The sequence below is a fragment of the Thalassospira sp. CH_XMU1458 genome (assembly GCF_037027205.1).
Taxonomy (GTDB): domain Bacteria; phylum Pseudomonadota; class Alphaproteobacteria; order Rhodospirillales; family Thalassospiraceae; genus Thalassospira; species Thalassospira tepidiphila.
On sequence record NZ_JAYMDW010000004.1, the window covers coordinates 187,305 to 200,491 of the forward strand.

Annotated in this window: 12 protein-coding genes; 5 read left to right on the plus strand and 7 right to left on the minus strand. The window is 55.7% G+C overall.

Going from position 1 to position 13,187, the window contains the following annotated elements:
- Positions 1 to 149 precede the first annotated feature (149 nt).
- The 4 genes from WBY09_RS19530 to WBY09_RS19545 all read right to left on the minus strand — a co-directional run bounded on the left by WBY09_RS19530 (position 150) and on the right by WBY09_RS19545 (position 5,334).
- Positions 150 to 1,289, minus strand: a complete 1,140-nt coding sequence (locus tag WBY09_RS19530) for a DUF1513 domain-containing protein (RefSeq protein WP_336233652.1) — start codon at positions 1,287 to 1,289, stop codon at positions 150 to 152.
- A 24-nt stretch (positions 1,290 to 1,313) separates the two neighbouring features.
- The gene (locus WBY09_RS19535) at positions 1,314 to 2,441 is read right to left on the minus strand and encodes an imelysin family protein (RefSeq protein WP_336233653.1); all 1,128 of its coding nucleotides are present in this window, start codon (positions 2,439 to 2,441) and stop codon (positions 1,314 to 1,316) included.
- A gap of 68 nt (positions 2,442 to 2,509) precedes the next feature.
- Complete coding sequence (locus WBY09_RS19540; protein ID WP_336233654.1) at positions 2,510 to 3,973, minus strand: di-heme oxidoreductase family protein; 1,464 nt, start codon at positions 3,971 to 3,973, stop codon at positions 2,510 to 2,512.
- A 92-nt stretch (positions 3,974 to 4,065) separates the two neighbouring features.
- On the minus strand, positions 4,066 to 5,334 hold the full coding sequence (locus WBY09_RS19545) for an imelysin family protein (RefSeq protein WP_336233655.1): 1,269 nt from the start codon (positions 5,332 to 5,334) through the stop codon (positions 4,066 to 4,068).
- A gap of 342 nt (positions 5,335 to 5,676) precedes the next feature.
- Here WBY09_RS19545 and WBY09_RS19550 point away from each other — a divergent pair, with 342 nt between their 5' ends.
- On the plus strand, positions 5,677 to 6,378 hold the full coding sequence (locus WBY09_RS19550; RefSeq protein WP_336233656.1) for a cytochrome b/b6 domain-containing protein: 702 nt from the start codon (positions 5,677 to 5,679) through the stop codon (positions 6,376 to 6,378).
- Between the two features lie 109 nt (positions 6,379 to 6,487).
- Here WBY09_RS19550 and WBY09_RS19555 read toward each other — a convergent pair whose 3' ends face one another.
- Entirely contained in the window at positions 6,488 to 6,952 is a 465-nt protein-coding gene (locus tag WBY09_RS19555) for a c-type cytochrome (protein WP_336233657.1), read from the minus strand.
- A gap of 198 nt (positions 6,953 to 7,150) precedes the next feature.
- Here WBY09_RS19555 and WBY09_RS19560 point away from each other — a divergent pair, with 198 nt between their 5' ends.
- The 4 genes from WBY09_RS19560 to WBY09_RS19575 all read left to right on the plus strand — a co-directional run bounded on the left by WBY09_RS19560 (position 7,151) and on the right by WBY09_RS19575 (position 10,942).
- On the plus strand, positions 7,151 to 8,710 hold the full coding sequence (locus WBY09_RS19560; protein ID WP_336233658.1) for an NAD-dependent succinate-semialdehyde dehydrogenase: 1,560 nt from the start codon (positions 7,151 to 7,153) through the stop codon (positions 8,708 to 8,710).
- 488 nt (positions 8,711 to 9,198) lie between these two features.
- Positions 9,199 to 9,360, plus strand: a complete 162-nt coding sequence (locus WBY09_RS19565; protein ID WP_157088485.1) for an RSP_7527 family protein — start codon at positions 9,199 to 9,201, stop codon at positions 9,358 to 9,360.
- A 163-nt stretch (positions 9,361 to 9,523) separates the two neighbouring features.
- A complete protein-coding gene (locus tag WBY09_RS19570; RefSeq protein WP_197145363.1) occupies positions 9,524 to 10,312 on the plus strand; it encodes an alpha/beta fold hydrolase in 789 nt (262 codons plus the stop codon).
- 12 nt (positions 10,313 to 10,324) lie between these two features.
- Positions 10,325 to 10,942 carry an NUDIX domain-containing protein gene (locus WBY09_RS19575; protein WP_336233659.1) on the plus strand — a complete coding sequence of 206 codons (618 nt, stop codon included), beginning with the start codon at positions 10,325 to 10,327 and terminating at the stop codon, positions 10,940 to 10,942.
- A 7-nt stretch (positions 10,943 to 10,949) separates the two neighbouring features.
- On the opposite strand, the gene WBY09_RS19580 is transcribed toward WBY09_RS19575, so the two are convergent.
- Both WBY09_RS19580 and WBY09_RS19585 read right to left on the minus strand, forming a co-directional pair.
- Complete coding sequence (locus tag WBY09_RS19580) at positions 10,950 to 11,672, minus strand: SDR family oxidoreductase (protein ID WP_336233660.1); 723 nt, start codon at positions 11,670 to 11,672, stop codon at positions 10,950 to 10,952.
- 158 nt (positions 11,673 to 11,830) lie between these two features.
- A complete protein-coding gene (locus tag WBY09_RS19585; protein ID WP_008892138.1) occupies positions 11,831 to 13,120 on the minus strand; it encodes a polyhydroxyalkanoate depolymerase in 1,290 nt (429 codons plus the stop codon).
- Positions 13,121 to 13,187 lie beyond the last annotated feature (67 nt).

Here is a 13,187-nt window from a genome sequence, read left to right on the forward strand (position 1 = left end):
GGTTGATGCCTTTCTGATATAAATATCCCGACAAAAACAGTTGGTTAAGCGGGGTGTTTATGCTCGGATTTCCGCGATATTCAGATGTTGGAAATAGAAAAACCCGCAGTGTTTGTGCGGGTTTTGAATGGTTTTATCGTCGGGTTTGTTCAGGCAATGATGCGCCGTAAATGGTTGTCCCAATGCTGCGATTTCAAAGAATCGTCGGGCAGTTCCACCCGTTTGCGACGAATCGCATCCATCCGCCAGCCATTGCCAAGGCCACTGGTGCCAACAAACTCACCGGCCCGATCCGTCGCGGCAAGTCCGCATCCATCTGGCGCGGCGATATGGGTCAGGAAGTCATTGGTTTGCGCATCCCAGAAGGTCACAAGCCCGCCACGCGGACAGGAAATGCCAAATACCTGGCCCGACGTATCAAATCGCACCGACCCGCAATATTGCCGCATGCGGTACTGAACTGTATCCGGGGCCTCAATCGGCCGGATGTCTGATCCCGGTTGCCAGATACCGACCAGTGGCACCTGATCGGTCAGATCGCCCTGATACTGGAAGCCTGCGGCGATCGTGCCATTCAATGCGACATCAAGATGGCGGATCGAAAGTTTGTGCCAGTCATGTTTGAGTGCCGCCTGATGAACAAGCTTGCCCGTCCGGCAATCAATGATCGACAGGTTGGGTTGCATCGAGCTGATATTAAGTGGCGTACGCCCGTCCTGATCGGGATGGGTGTGCAATCCGCCATTGGCAATCACCAGATGTTCGCCATCCGGCATCAGATGCAATTCATGCGGACCGGTGCCAAAGCTGTCGAACTCCGCCACCCGGCGATAGCCATCTTCGGCATCCCAGACGGAAACAACGCCGCGGGCATGATCGAAGTCGTTTTCGGTGATGTAAAGATATCGGCCATCATTGGAATAGATGGCATGGCCATAAAACCGGCGGTCTTCCGGGCAATGCAGTTTGGCGCGGACATCCCCCGTATGGCGATCAAGGATCAGGCCATAAAGCCCCGGACGGCGTTCGACGGCTGCGACATCAACATGGTTGGGGCGCAGGCCGATATCATGGCCACGGCCGGGCAGGGGCTGCTCAAACAGGATTTTGCCCGACGCATTAAACGCGCTGACATAATAGTCGCCATCATCTCCAGCACTGGCGGAGATATAAACTGCGCGGTCTTCGGGGGGTGGCGTGGTTGCCGCACGGGCAAGGCCCACTGGCAAAAGCGTAAAGGCCCCACCAATACCCATGAGTTTCAGGAAGCTGCGACGTTGATATGCCATCTTTGATCTCCTGCCGTCTGAGCCCTAGTCACCATCCAGCGCGTTAAAGCCGCCACCAAGCTGGGTATTGCCGCCGACATCGTTTTCAACAAGCGTGGTCAGGAAATCAATCTGCCCCTTAAGGTCGGACAGCACGGTATAACCATCGGGCTGTTCCAGCACCTCGGCAACAGATGGCGGAAGCTCTGCCACTGTGTCGCCAACAGTCTGCCAGTTAAGCTTGAACGACCGATCCAGCAGGCTGTTGTCAATCAGGGAGGCCAGACCTTTGCCTTCTTCACCAACATCCCCCCATGTGCCGTCATAGATGGCAAACAGTCCAATAAGGTTATGTTCGATATTACGAAGGGATCGTTCCGATATCGGGCTTTCCGCACGGCCTGCACTGGCGTCCTCCTCGCCATCGCCAAGCGGACGGGCAAGCTTCTGGCTTGAGATGATCAAAAGCCCTTCATGCAGGGCACGATAGAGATCGGTCGCGGCAAACTTGGCGGTGGGATAATCCATGCTGTCCGGTCCGGCATTTTCCATCGCGGTGGCGAATTCCGGCCATTCGTCCTGCAATTCGCCCGAAAGCGTGCCAAGGTTGGTGGCAATTGCCGTGCCGTACTGACACAGGAACACGCCATTTTCATTGGCCTCAATCATCTGATCGCCGTGATCATCGGCAAACAGGACTTCCTCAAGTGCCGGGAAGCCTTGAAGTGCTGCACTGGCGCCGGAAAGCTTTTCGGGATCGGTATAGGCGGCTGGTTTATCAAACATCAGCTTGCGGAACTGACGTGCGGCCGTGCCGTGTTTGTCCGGCCAGTATTCGATATGCTGATCACGGCCATTGGCAACCAGCGGCCCCATGCGCCATGGCTGGATTTCCTGCCAGATATCCATCGCCGCGTGAAAGGCGGTTTGGGTGTCTTCAAGTCCGCCCTTATCCGGGTCTGAACAGAAATCCTTGAACTCGCTGGTCAGATTTTCCGTCGCCGCGTAGAAGTCATCAAGCCTCGGCGGCATCACTGTGCCCAGCAAGTGCGACAGAACCGGCTGATAATTTTCATCGGGAATATCGGCACGGGCACCGGGGCTGATCACACCAACAGCAAGAACGGTGGTGGTCGAAAGCAACAAGGTGCGCCAGCTCGGTTTGCAGAACATATGACTTATCCCGATCTTCACGTGATTTGGTATCTGGTTTGGTATTCGGTCTTGCGACATATACCGCGTCACAATGACTTTAGAAATGCCAACAATTGACTGCGCTCCGACGGTGGCAGCTTTGTGACTGCCTCGCGGGCGCGCGCAGCCTCGCCCCCATGCCACAGGATCGCTTCAAGAATGGTTCTTGCCCGGCCGTCATGCAGGAAGCGGGCACGTGGATCAATCTCTTGCGCGCGGCCAATCCCCCAAAGCGGTGGCGTGCGCCATTCAGTGCCCGATGCCTGTGCCTCCGGTCGATGATCAGCAAGACCGTCGCCCATGTCATGGAGCAACAAGTCCGTATAGGGCCAGATGATCTGCCCGGACTGTTCGGGCATGTCGGCACGTTCGGGTAACGCGTAACGCGGTGTGTGGCAGGATGAACAGCCGATTGCGTCAAAGATCTTTTCGCCCGCCAAAACATCCGCATCATTGGCGTTCGGGCGGGCCGGCGGGGCAATGTTGCGCGCGTAATACAGCACGAGATCGGTCATGACCGAATGGACTTCCAGCCCCTCGAACTCATCATCATTGCCATCGGGTGCTGTAATGCAATCCGTTTGCGCAGTCGTGCAATCACCGCTGGCATTTGGATAAAGCGGGGTAGAAAGGCCGATATCAAACTGGAACGCATTCTGGTTTTGCTGATCAAGGGTCGGCATGCCGGCCTTCCAGCCAAACCGGCCAATCGCCATTTCTGATTTGGAAATGTCCCAGACCTGATTAAACCGCCCGGATATGCCATCGCCATCTTTATCCTGCGGATCACTTGCCGCGATCAGGGTGCTGTCAGGAATGGCTTCCAGCAACCCAAGCCCGATCATTGGCGGCGCAAGGCGCGGGGACACCATGATATCGGGATGAAGCGGCCCATAGGCCAGATCGATCATCTCATAGGTTGGGTTACGCAAGGTAACCGTTTCACCCCCGGCCAAAAGAACGTCGGTCGTTGTGTAGGTCACCTTGACCCGCCCCTCGGCCTGAATGCCGGGGATTGAGAAATCCTGAAACTGGCCGCCGTAAACCGGGTCGGGAAGGGTGGCCAGTTTGCCATCCAGATGATCGCGGAGTTGATCGGCGGTTTGCGGCGGGATGGACAGGCGCAGCAACATCGATGTTGCCCCGGCCTCGCTATCATTTTCGTCGACCGGATGACCGCGGCCATTGCGGATATGGCATCCGCTGCAGGCGCGTGAATTAAATAGCGGTCCCAAACCATCTGCCGCCTTGGTGCGGGTCGGGGCGGTGACCCATAATCTTTGAAAAAGGGCTTCACCCAGCTTGAAATCAAGCCGCTTTTCAAAGCTCATGTTGGCTGATTGGTGCAGGAAGGCATTGCGCCCCTTTGCGCCGATCCAGCTTGTGTCACCGCCGGGCAGGGCCGGGTCACCGATGGTCTGTGCATTAACGGCGATCGGCGCAAGGAGAAAGCCAATTGCCGCCAAGCAGAATGCAGGTGAAAACGAAGATCTTGGTGCGGGACGGTTCATGGAAGTCTTCTAGTTCGGGGTCAAAGCAAAACGGCGGGAGAGTTCATCCCCCGCCGTTCACAGTCAGTCAGGCAGTTGCCTGATGATCAGGATTAGTTGACAGCAGCCGGGTTGTCGAGGCTGTCAGAACCTTCGAACTCGATACCGTCAATGCCAACCGCAGCGATGATCTGTTCGATCGATTTGGTCTGATCGACAAGCGCATCAACAAAGGCCTGAACGACGGCATTGCCATCTTCGTTGCCCATGGCAATCAGCTGATCAAAGGCTTCGCCGTCCTGTGCGCGGGTGACCATGACTTTACCGGCAACAACCGATGCCGCCAGCTTGGCGCGCAGTTCGGTGTCCAGTGCCGCGTCATTGGCCGCAACCAGATCAGAAAGCGACGGACCTTCAACAACCGAACCATCAACACGGGTGTAACGGCCAAGGTAAACGTTCTGGATGCCCAGCGCGTCATAGAAGTGGCTGTTGTGAGTGTTGTCCGAGAAGCAGTCATGTTCTTCTTCGGGATCATGCAGCAGCAGGCCAAGCTTGGTACGCTCGCCGCCCAGTTCGCCATAAGAAAGCGAACCCATGCCGGTCACAATCGCGGTCAGGCCCGGAACGCCGTCACCTTCAAGAACGGTTTCGCGTGCTTCGCCGCCTTCGGCCCACTGCGCGGTCATCCATTCAAGATCGGAAACCATCAGATCAACTGCCGCCTGAAGATATTCACCACGACGGTCGCAATTGCCATTGGTGCAGGCATCACCCGATGCATAGTCGGTCCATTTGCGTTCACCAGCACCGGCATCGGTCCCATTGAGGTCCTGACCCCAAAGAAGGAATTCAATCGCGTGGTAGCCGGTGGCAACGTTGGCTTCGACGTCATCGATTTCATGCAGGCTTTCAAGCAAAGCTGCATCAATGGTCGAGGCATCAATGGTTTCGCCCGAAATGGTCAGGGTCGGGTTGGCAATCACATTGGCGGTATAAGCCGGGTTTTCTTCGCTTTCTTCGCCATAAAGGCCGGTTTCGACATAGTCGATCAGACCTTCATCAAGCGGCCAGGCATTAACCTTGCCTTCCCAGTCATCAACAATCGCGTTGCCGAAACGGTAAACTTCGGTCTGCTGATAGGGGGCGCGCGACGCCAGCCATGCGGATTTCGCGGCATCAAAGGTCGAGGCCGACGGATTTGCAACCAGTTCATCAATCGCCGCCTGCAGTTCCTTGGCGGTGATCAGTGAATCTTCGTAACCGGCATGCGCGATATCGGCATAAGTGGTCAGCACGTCTTTGGCGGCCGGTGCGGCATATGCCTGCGCGCCAAGGGTAGTGACCAGTGCGGCCGTACCCAGAATCTTTGCGATCTTCATAGGAGTTCCCATCTATCCCTGAATGGTGAGCCAAGGGCAAAAGCCCCTTCGATCAAGGTGAAAATCCGTCACGCTCAAAGAATGAACGCGCACAGGAACTGTGACCCTGATCACTTTGCTTCCGCCAATTGATACTGCTTGTGAGAATGATTTTCAATTAAAGAATTGCCAATTCGCAAAGTTTTAGGTTTCGGTAATGTGGTAACCGTTGGTTGACCCGGCATCCGCGGGCAATTTGTACTGGTATGGAAAATTGATCTGTCTTTAAGTTTCTTGACGGAAACTGCTGTGCGATATTTTCCGCAATTGAATAACCCCTGTTCGTGCAAAGAGAGAGACCCGATGAGCACCCCGTCCGCAGACGAAAAGAAAGTCAAACTTTGGGATTTCCCGGTTCGCCTGTTTCATTGGGCTCTTGTCGTTGCCATTGTCACGGCCTGGTGGAGCAATCGACAGGTGATGATTGATATCCATGCCATCGCTGGTTACAGCGTGCTGGCGCTTGTGATCTTTCGCATCATCTGGGGCTTTGTCGGCAGCTCAAACGCCCGCTTTGCCGATTTCGTGACCGGTCCACGTCGGGTGTTCGGATATTTGCAGAAAGTGCCAAAAGGTTCGATGTCCGATCTGACCTATGCCGGGCATAACCCGGCCGGGGGATTAATGGTTTTGGTCATGATTGTGTTGGTCGGGGTGCAAGCGGTATCTGGCCTGTTTGCCAGCGAGGATACCTTCCTGTTCTTTGACGGGCCGCTTGTGGCTTATGTCAGTTCTGACGTTGCCAGTACCATGAACTGGATTCACCACACCAACATCAACCTGATCTATGCCGCCGTCGGCCTGCATGTATTTGCCGCCCTGTTTTATCTGGTCGTCAAACGCGAAAACCTGATCCGGGCGATTGTGATTGGTACCCGCCGAGTGCCCGCCGAACTGGCAGGGCGCTTTGCAAACATCCGGTTTGCGTCACCCGTGCTGGGGATTGTGATCCTGATTGTCTGTGCACTTGTGGTGTGGGGCGGTGTCACGCTGGCGCGCGGTTAGTTCGGGGCTGCGGATAATAATGACAAAGGCCAACGTTCCCTTGATTGAACGTTGGCCTTTTTGATTTACCTGCAAACCCCGTGATCGGGTGTGGCCGCAAGATCAATTTTTACTTGGTGCGGAACTCGTCGTGGCAACCTTTGCAGGACTTGCCAAGATTGCCCATCGCAGCGCCCATCGCGCCCTTGTCGCCAACGGCATCGGCCAGCGCAAGCGCAGCCTGCTGCATTTCCGGGAAGCGACCAGCGAAATCATCCCAGTTGGTCCAGATATCGGCACTTGCCGTTGTCTTGACGGACGCATCCGGGGTTTGCGGCTCAAACGCCGTGGGGGCAGCCCCCGCTGAAAACGCAATGCCCTTGGCCAAGTTGGCCAGAACCGGATCGGGCAGGGTGCATTCACCCTTCATATAGCAGCCAAGTGTGCCCATCGCGCCACCGATGCCATCCATCAGCATCTTGCGGTTTTCAACCGCGGCGTTGTCGGATGCTTCATCGGCCTGTGCCATCATCGGGAATGCGGCACCTGCAGTTATGATCGTGCCGAGGAGACCGGCAAAAAGGAGCTTCTTCATCTTGGGTTCTCTCTCCAAAACGCGTTAAAGTGTCTCTCTGAGTGCAGCGTTCAGTTTAGTTTTTTATATTGAGATGTAAGCACGTTATTGCCATTAGCCCGCCGCAAGGCTTAGTGTCCCAGCAGTGCCCCCGAAACTGTAATCACAAGCGCGTGATCACCAAAGTTTTTGTTATTGCGTGCCAAGGAAGTCCCGCCCATGTCCGCTGCCACCCGGAATAATTCACCCTCCGCATCATCCGCCCCGGATCCGCAGGCCAACGAGACCCTTATTCGCGAGGGACGCGCGCGTGCACGCGCCCTTATCCGCGACTGGAACCTCAAACATGCTTATATCAATGGGGAATGGCGGGCGGCCGACAGCCGTGAAACGCTGGACGTGATCGACCCGGCCAAGGGGGACGTGATTGGCACAGTGCCATTTATGCGCACATCGGAGGCCCGGCAGGCGATTGATGCTGCCCACGCGGCCTTTCCGGCATGGTCGCGCATGCTGGCACGCGAACGGGCAGATATCTTGCGCCGCTGGCGTGACTTGCTTGAAACCCATCAAGAAGACCTCGCTGCCCTGATTACCCTTGAGCAGGGCAAACCGCTTGATCAGGCGCTTCGCGAAGTGGTCGGTGCGATTGCCTATGCCGAATGGTATGGCGAAGAAGCCAAGCGCGCCTATGGCCAAACCATGCCCGCAACCCAGCGCGATCGTCGCGTTGTTGTGCAAAAACATCCCGTAGGTGTGGTCGCGGCGATTACGCCGTGGAACTTCCCGCTGACCATGGTGGTGCGCAAATGTGCGCCGGCATTGGCAGCGGGCTGTACCGTGATTGTCAAACCGGCCGAGGATACCCCGCTGTCGGCCTTGGCAGCCGCCAAGCTTGCCGAACAGGCCGGTTTTCCGCCCGGTGTGTTTAACGTCGTGACCGGTTTGCCCCACCCGATAGGCGAGGCCCTGACGGGCGATCAGCGTGTTCGGATGTTGTCCTTCACCGGTTCAACCTCGGTGGGCAAACGGTTGATGGAACAATGCGCGCCGACGATGAAAAAGCTGTCGCTGGAGCTCGGCGGCAATGCGCCCTTTATTGTCATGGACGATGCTGATCTTGATGCGGCCGTTGCTGGCGCGATGATTTCAAAGTTCCGCAACAGCGGCCAGACCTGCGTTTGTGCCAACCGCATTTTCGTCCAGGACGGTGTCTATGATGCCTTTGTCGAAAAGTTCGTTGCCGCCAGCAAGGCGCAGACCATCGGCAATGGATTTGTGCCCGGCACGGAATTGGGGCCACTGATCAACCGTCAGGCGGTGGCGAAGGTCGAACGCCTTGTCGCCGATGCCCAAAAGCGCGGTGCAAACCTGATTTATGGTGCGGCCTTGCCCGACGAAGGCTTTTTCACCCGTCCACTGGTGATGACCGATGTGCCCGATGATGCAGATTGCTTTGACGAGGAATTGTTTGCCCCGGTGGCGCCGATCTATCGGTTTGGCACCGAGGATGACGTGATCACACTTGCCAATCGGGTGCGCACCGGACTGTCTTCTTATATCTACAGTCGCGATATCGGGCGTATCCAACGGCTTGCCGATCGTCTGGAAGTCGGGGTGGTTGGCATCAATGATGGCACCACCAGCCACGAAGGTGCGCCGTTTGGCGGGGTCAAGGAAAGTGGTCAGGGCCGCGAAGGCGGTCATTGGGGGCTTGAGGAATATCTAGAGCCCAAATACCTCAATTACGCCCTTAAGTCGGCATCTGAAGGCGTGTAAAGAACACGCGAATAGGCGGATCGTAAAACGGCAATATCCTGACCGGGTATTGCCGTTTTCTGCTTTTGGGCGAGCTATGCAAAATTGTGCGGTGTGACTCTGGCGAAAATATCTGCAATTTTGACCGCATTTGGCGAAAAATCGATCTGCACCAAGTATTTTTCGATGATTTTTCTTCTGCGCAGGACTTGAAATACCGTCGGGCAGAGCATCTTCGTATTAGGATCGTCATAGGTCTGGTGGGATGTTGAGGGTTTCCAGACCTGAAAATGTGAGCAAAACGAACGTCTTATTTGTCATGGCACAAACATGTGAAATATGCATGACGAAATTATCTCATTGCTAATCATAGGTATGCGTTGAATGCATGTTTGGGGTGATAAAACTCTTCTCGTCGGTATGATCAAACAGGCGTACACCGGGTTTAACGAAACACACAGCGAAACCCCGGCGGGAACAACGCCGGATGCTTTTAAGAGGAAACGGACATGAAAATGTATCGTGATTATGACCTGGTTGCCCTGCAGCGCGAAGCTGAACATCTCCGTGCACAGGCTATGCGTCAGATGCTTGTTGCACTGGTACGCAAAGTTGGTGCCCTGTTTGGCGCACACAACAAGCCCCATGGTGGTGTTGCTGCTGGCGCGTAATTGCGCGGCTGACCACACCCTGCGACCGTTCAACCGGTACGCTTAAAAACGCCTCCGCATCTCGTTGTTGCGGAGGTGTTTTTGTTTGGGCACTTCACCTTCGCAGTTTGCACCGCTATTAAGGGGGATCGACCCCGTTCGAATTGCGCAGAAGTTGGTCTTTATGAAACTTGCCCATTACGCCTTTGGCGAAGAAAACCGTGACAACGGCACCATCGTGATTGTCCATGGCCTGTTTGGTCAGGCCCGCAACTGGACGGCCATCGCACGGCGACTGGCGGAAAAGTATCACGTTGTCACCGCTGATTTGCGAAATCACGGACGCTCCGACTGGGACGCGGAAATGACCTATCCGGCCATGGCGGCCGACCTGGCCGAACTGATCGGCGAGGTATCCGATAAACCGGTGCATCTGGTCGGGCATTCGATGGGCGGCAAGGCATCCATGGTGCTTGCCCTGTCGGCTGATGCCGGTTTGGTTGCCGATCTGGTCGTGGTCGATATTGCCCCGGTTTCCTATGACCATGATTATAGCGGCTATATCAGCGCCATGCGCGATGTCGACTTTTCCGCTATTTCGCGCCGCGCCGAGGTCGAAGACGCCCTGTCCTCCGGTGTTTCGGAAAAGGGCGTGCGTCAATTCCTTGCCCAGAATGTCGCGACAGACAAGGAAACGGGTGCTATGTCATGGCAGGTCAATATTGATGCCATGGCCAATCATCTTGACGATATCATCGGCTGGCCAACGGACGGGCTTGCCGATCAGTATGATGGCGATGTCCTGTTTATTTCGGGTGCGAACTCGCACTATGTCGATCCCAAGGACCGCGATCACATCAAGTCGCTTTTCCCCAAGGCGGCCTTTACCAGCATCAAGGGCGCAGGCCACTGGGTGCATGCCGAGAAACCCGACGCGGTCCTTTTGACTCTGTCTGCCTTTCTGAAACGCTAGTCCGGTGACGTCATGATGTTCGATCTGCCCAAAGGTTGGTCTCTTCCCGATCAGGATCACGTCCGTGTCAGTGATATCGAATGTCTGGCGGATAACTGGTATCGGCTTTATCGCGTCAGCTTTGATCTGAAACGATCAGATGGATCATGGCAAAGCCAGACGCGCGAAGCTTATGAACGTGGCAATGGCGCGGGTATCCTGCTTTATAACCGCACGGACCGTCCCGTTATCCTCACCCGACAGTTTCGCCTGCCAAGCTTTGTCAATCGCAACGAAGACGGCATGTTGATTGAAGTGCCAGCGGGTGTGCTTGATGATCGTGATCCGGCCGCAGCCATCATTGCCGAGGTCGAAGAAGAAACCGGTTATAAGATCGGAAAACCTCGCCAGGTCTTTGACCTGTTCATGAGCCCGGGATCCGTCACCGAACGTCTGCATTTGTTCATTGCCGAAGTCACCCGCGATCACCGCGAAGGGGATGGTGGCGGCCTGCATGAAGAGGGCGAGGATATCCATGTGCTTGAGGTCGGCTTTGACGACGTCATTCCGATGATGGCTGATGGTCGTATCCGCGATGCCAAGACCGTAATCCTGTTACAGCACGCCCTTCTGACCAAGCTGTTTGATTAAGCACGCATCACCAAGGCAGCTCTGTACCGTCATAGGCAAAGAACCCGCCCGATTGCTGGGCATCAAGCTGATCAATAACGTTCAGCATATTGGCCGTCGCCTCGACCGGGCTTTGTACTTTCAGTCCGGATTTGGCAAACGGGCCGGAAAGCCCGGTATCGACCGTGCCGGGGTGAAGGGCCACGCAAACGCAATCACGTTTGTTCCGCCTGATTTCAATCGCGGTGCATTTGACCAACTGATTAAGCGCTGCCTTGGCCGCACGGTACCCATACCAGCCCCCCATGCGATTATCCCCGATACTTCCAACCTTGGCCGACAGGGTGGCAAACACCGATTTGCCTGACCGCGGCAGCATTGGGCAGAAATGCTTCATCAAAAGCGCCGGGCCAATCGCGTTGATCTGAAACTGCTTGGCCATGTAGTCGGCATCAATGTGGCGCAGGGATTTTTCCGGCTGGAAGGTTTCATCATGCAGATAGCCAGTGGCATCAATGATCAGGCGCACTTCGCCACCAAGCGTTTTGACATAATCCGCACATTCGGCGACGGTTTCCGGGCGATCAAAATCAAGGGCAGGGCTGCTGGTTCGCGAAAGCGCAATCACCCCGGAAAACCGACCGCTGGCCTGCAAATGATCGACAAAGGCCTTTCCGATGCCGCCTGTTGCGCCACAGACGACGGCAAGGCTGTCTTTTGGAAAAGTGTCAAATGTCGTCAAGCTGGTCATGGTGGTGGGCTCAGTCGTTGTTTTGCTGTTTAAAACTTTACGCGTTGCCGTGAAGGGCGGTTCACCTGTGTCTTTTTGTCTTTGGCAGTACTGCGATCAAACCAAAAAAAGCCGCCTGTTTTTATGCAGGCGGCTTTTGATATGGTTGCGGTTAGGTGTTATTCGGCCGCGTTGATATGCGTGACATTGGGGGCGCTTCGCGCACCTTTGCCTTCGTGATCGTGACGGCGGATGAATTCCTTGATCCGCGGGCTGATCTGCTCACGCCAGCGGCGTCCATTAAAGACGCCGTAATGGCCGACACCCTGCTGAAGGTGATGCATGCGCATATTGTCAGGCAGATTGGTGGTCAGCTTGTGGGCCGCACGGGTCTGTCCCATGCCGGTAATGTCATCACGTTCACCTTCAACGGTCAGAAGGGCCGTTTTGGTGATGGCGGATGGATCAACCGGAACGCCCTGCCAGCGCATCGTACCCTCGGGCAGGCTGTGTTCGTGGAACACGACCTTAAGCGTCTGCAGATAAAACTCGGCTGTCATATCCATGACCGCCAGATATTCCTGATAGAAATGACGCTTGGCATCGGCACTTTCGCCATCACCTTCGACAAGGTGATTGAACATGTCGTGATGGGCGGAAACGTGGCGATCCCAGTTCATGCTCATGAAGCCTGCAAGCTGCATAAAGCCCGGGTACACCCGGCGCATCACACCCGCATGCGGCAAGGGCACATGCGAAATCACATGCTGCTCAAACCAGTCAAGGGTATGCTGCTTGGCGAACTTGTTGACCTCGGTCGGGTTTTCGCGGGTATCAATCGGGCCCCCCATCAGGGTCATCGATGCCGGCTGGCAGGCTTCGTTGCCCGCTGCCATCAGGGACGCCGCAGCGACCACCGGAACAGATGGCTGGCAAACGGCCATCATGTGGGTGTTCGGGCCAAGCTTGCGCAGGAAGCGCATCAGATAATCGATATAGCTATCCAGATCGAAATGGCCGAGATGGACTGGCACCAGACGGGCGTCAATCCAGTCGGTGATATAGACATCATGATCGGGCAGGAGTGCTTCGACCGTGCCGCGCAGAAGTGTTGAAAAGTGTCCGGAAAGCGGGGCCACAATCAACAGGCGCGGGTCATCGGGCTGTGTTTTCAGATGGTCGGTTTCGCGCTTGAAATGCAACAGGTTGCAAAAAGCTTCGCTGTGGACGATTTCTTCGGTGACAGGCACGGTTTCACCGTTGATCACCGTCGTGTCCAGACCGAATTCCGGTTTGCCGTAACGATGGGTAATATGCGTGAACACGTCACACGCAGCGGCCGCTGCCCGACCCTGATGGGTATAGGACATTGGATTGGCCGGATTGCGCAGCCACTTCTTGCTGGCATCAGCAGCCATGCGAAGCGGGCTTATTGTGGCGTGCTGCAATTCATAAAGGTGATACAGCATTTATTCTCACTCCCAGGTGACCGACAAAGGTTTAAGTGGCCACCGACCTGGTTTACGGCATTTCACC

What these genes read in the sequence shown, in the direction of transcription:
- WBY09_RS19535 (WP_336233653.1), bottom strand. Translation starts at nt 2,441, where the DNA reads ATGTTCTGCAAACCGAGCTGGCGCACCTTGTTGCTTTCGACCACCACC.
- WBY09_RS19560 (WP_336233658.1), top strand. Translation starts at nt 7,151, where the DNA reads ATGTCCGCTGCCACCCGGAATAATTCACCCTCCGCATCATCCGCCCCG.
- WBY09_RS19530 (WP_336233652.1), bottom strand. Translation starts at nt 1,289, where the DNA reads ATGGCATATCAACGTCGCAGCTTCCTGAAACTCATGGGTATTGGTGGG.
- WBY09_RS19570 (WP_197145363.1), top strand. Translation starts at nt 9,524, where the DNA reads ATGAAACTTGCCCATTACGCCTTTGGCGAAGAAAACCGTGACAACGGC.
- WBY09_RS19575 (WP_336233659.1), top strand. Translation starts at nt 10,325, where the DNA reads ATGATGTTCGATCTGCCCAAAGGTTGGTCTCTTCCCGATCAGGATCAC.
- WBY09_RS19565 (WP_157088485.1), top strand. Translation starts at nt 9,199, where the DNA reads ATGAAAATGTATCGTGATTATGACCTGGTTGCCCTGCAGCGCGAAGCT.
- WBY09_RS19550 (WP_336233656.1), top strand. Translation starts at nt 5,677, where the DNA reads ATGAGCACCCCGTCCGCAGACGAAAAGAAAGTCAAACTTTGGGATTTC.
- WBY09_RS19580 (WP_336233660.1), bottom strand. Translation starts at nt 11,672, where the DNA reads ATGACCAGCTTGACGACATTTGACACTTTTCCAAAAGACAGCCTTGCC.
- WBY09_RS19540 (WP_336233654.1), bottom strand. Translation starts at nt 3,973, where the DNA reads ATGAACCGTCCCGCACCAAGATCTTCGTTTTCACCTGCATTCTGCTTG.
- WBY09_RS19555 (WP_336233657.1), bottom strand. Translation starts at nt 6,952, where the DNA reads ATGAAGAAGCTCCTTTTTGCCGGTCTCCTCGGCACGATCATAACTGCA.
- WBY09_RS19585 (WP_008892138.1), bottom strand. Translation starts at nt 13,120, where the DNA reads ATGCTGTATCACCTTTATGAATTGCAGCACGCCACAATAAGCCCGCTT.
- WBY09_RS19545 (WP_336233655.1), bottom strand. Translation starts at nt 5,334, where the DNA reads ATGAAGATCGCAAAGATTCTGGGTACGGCCGCACTGGTCACTACCCTT.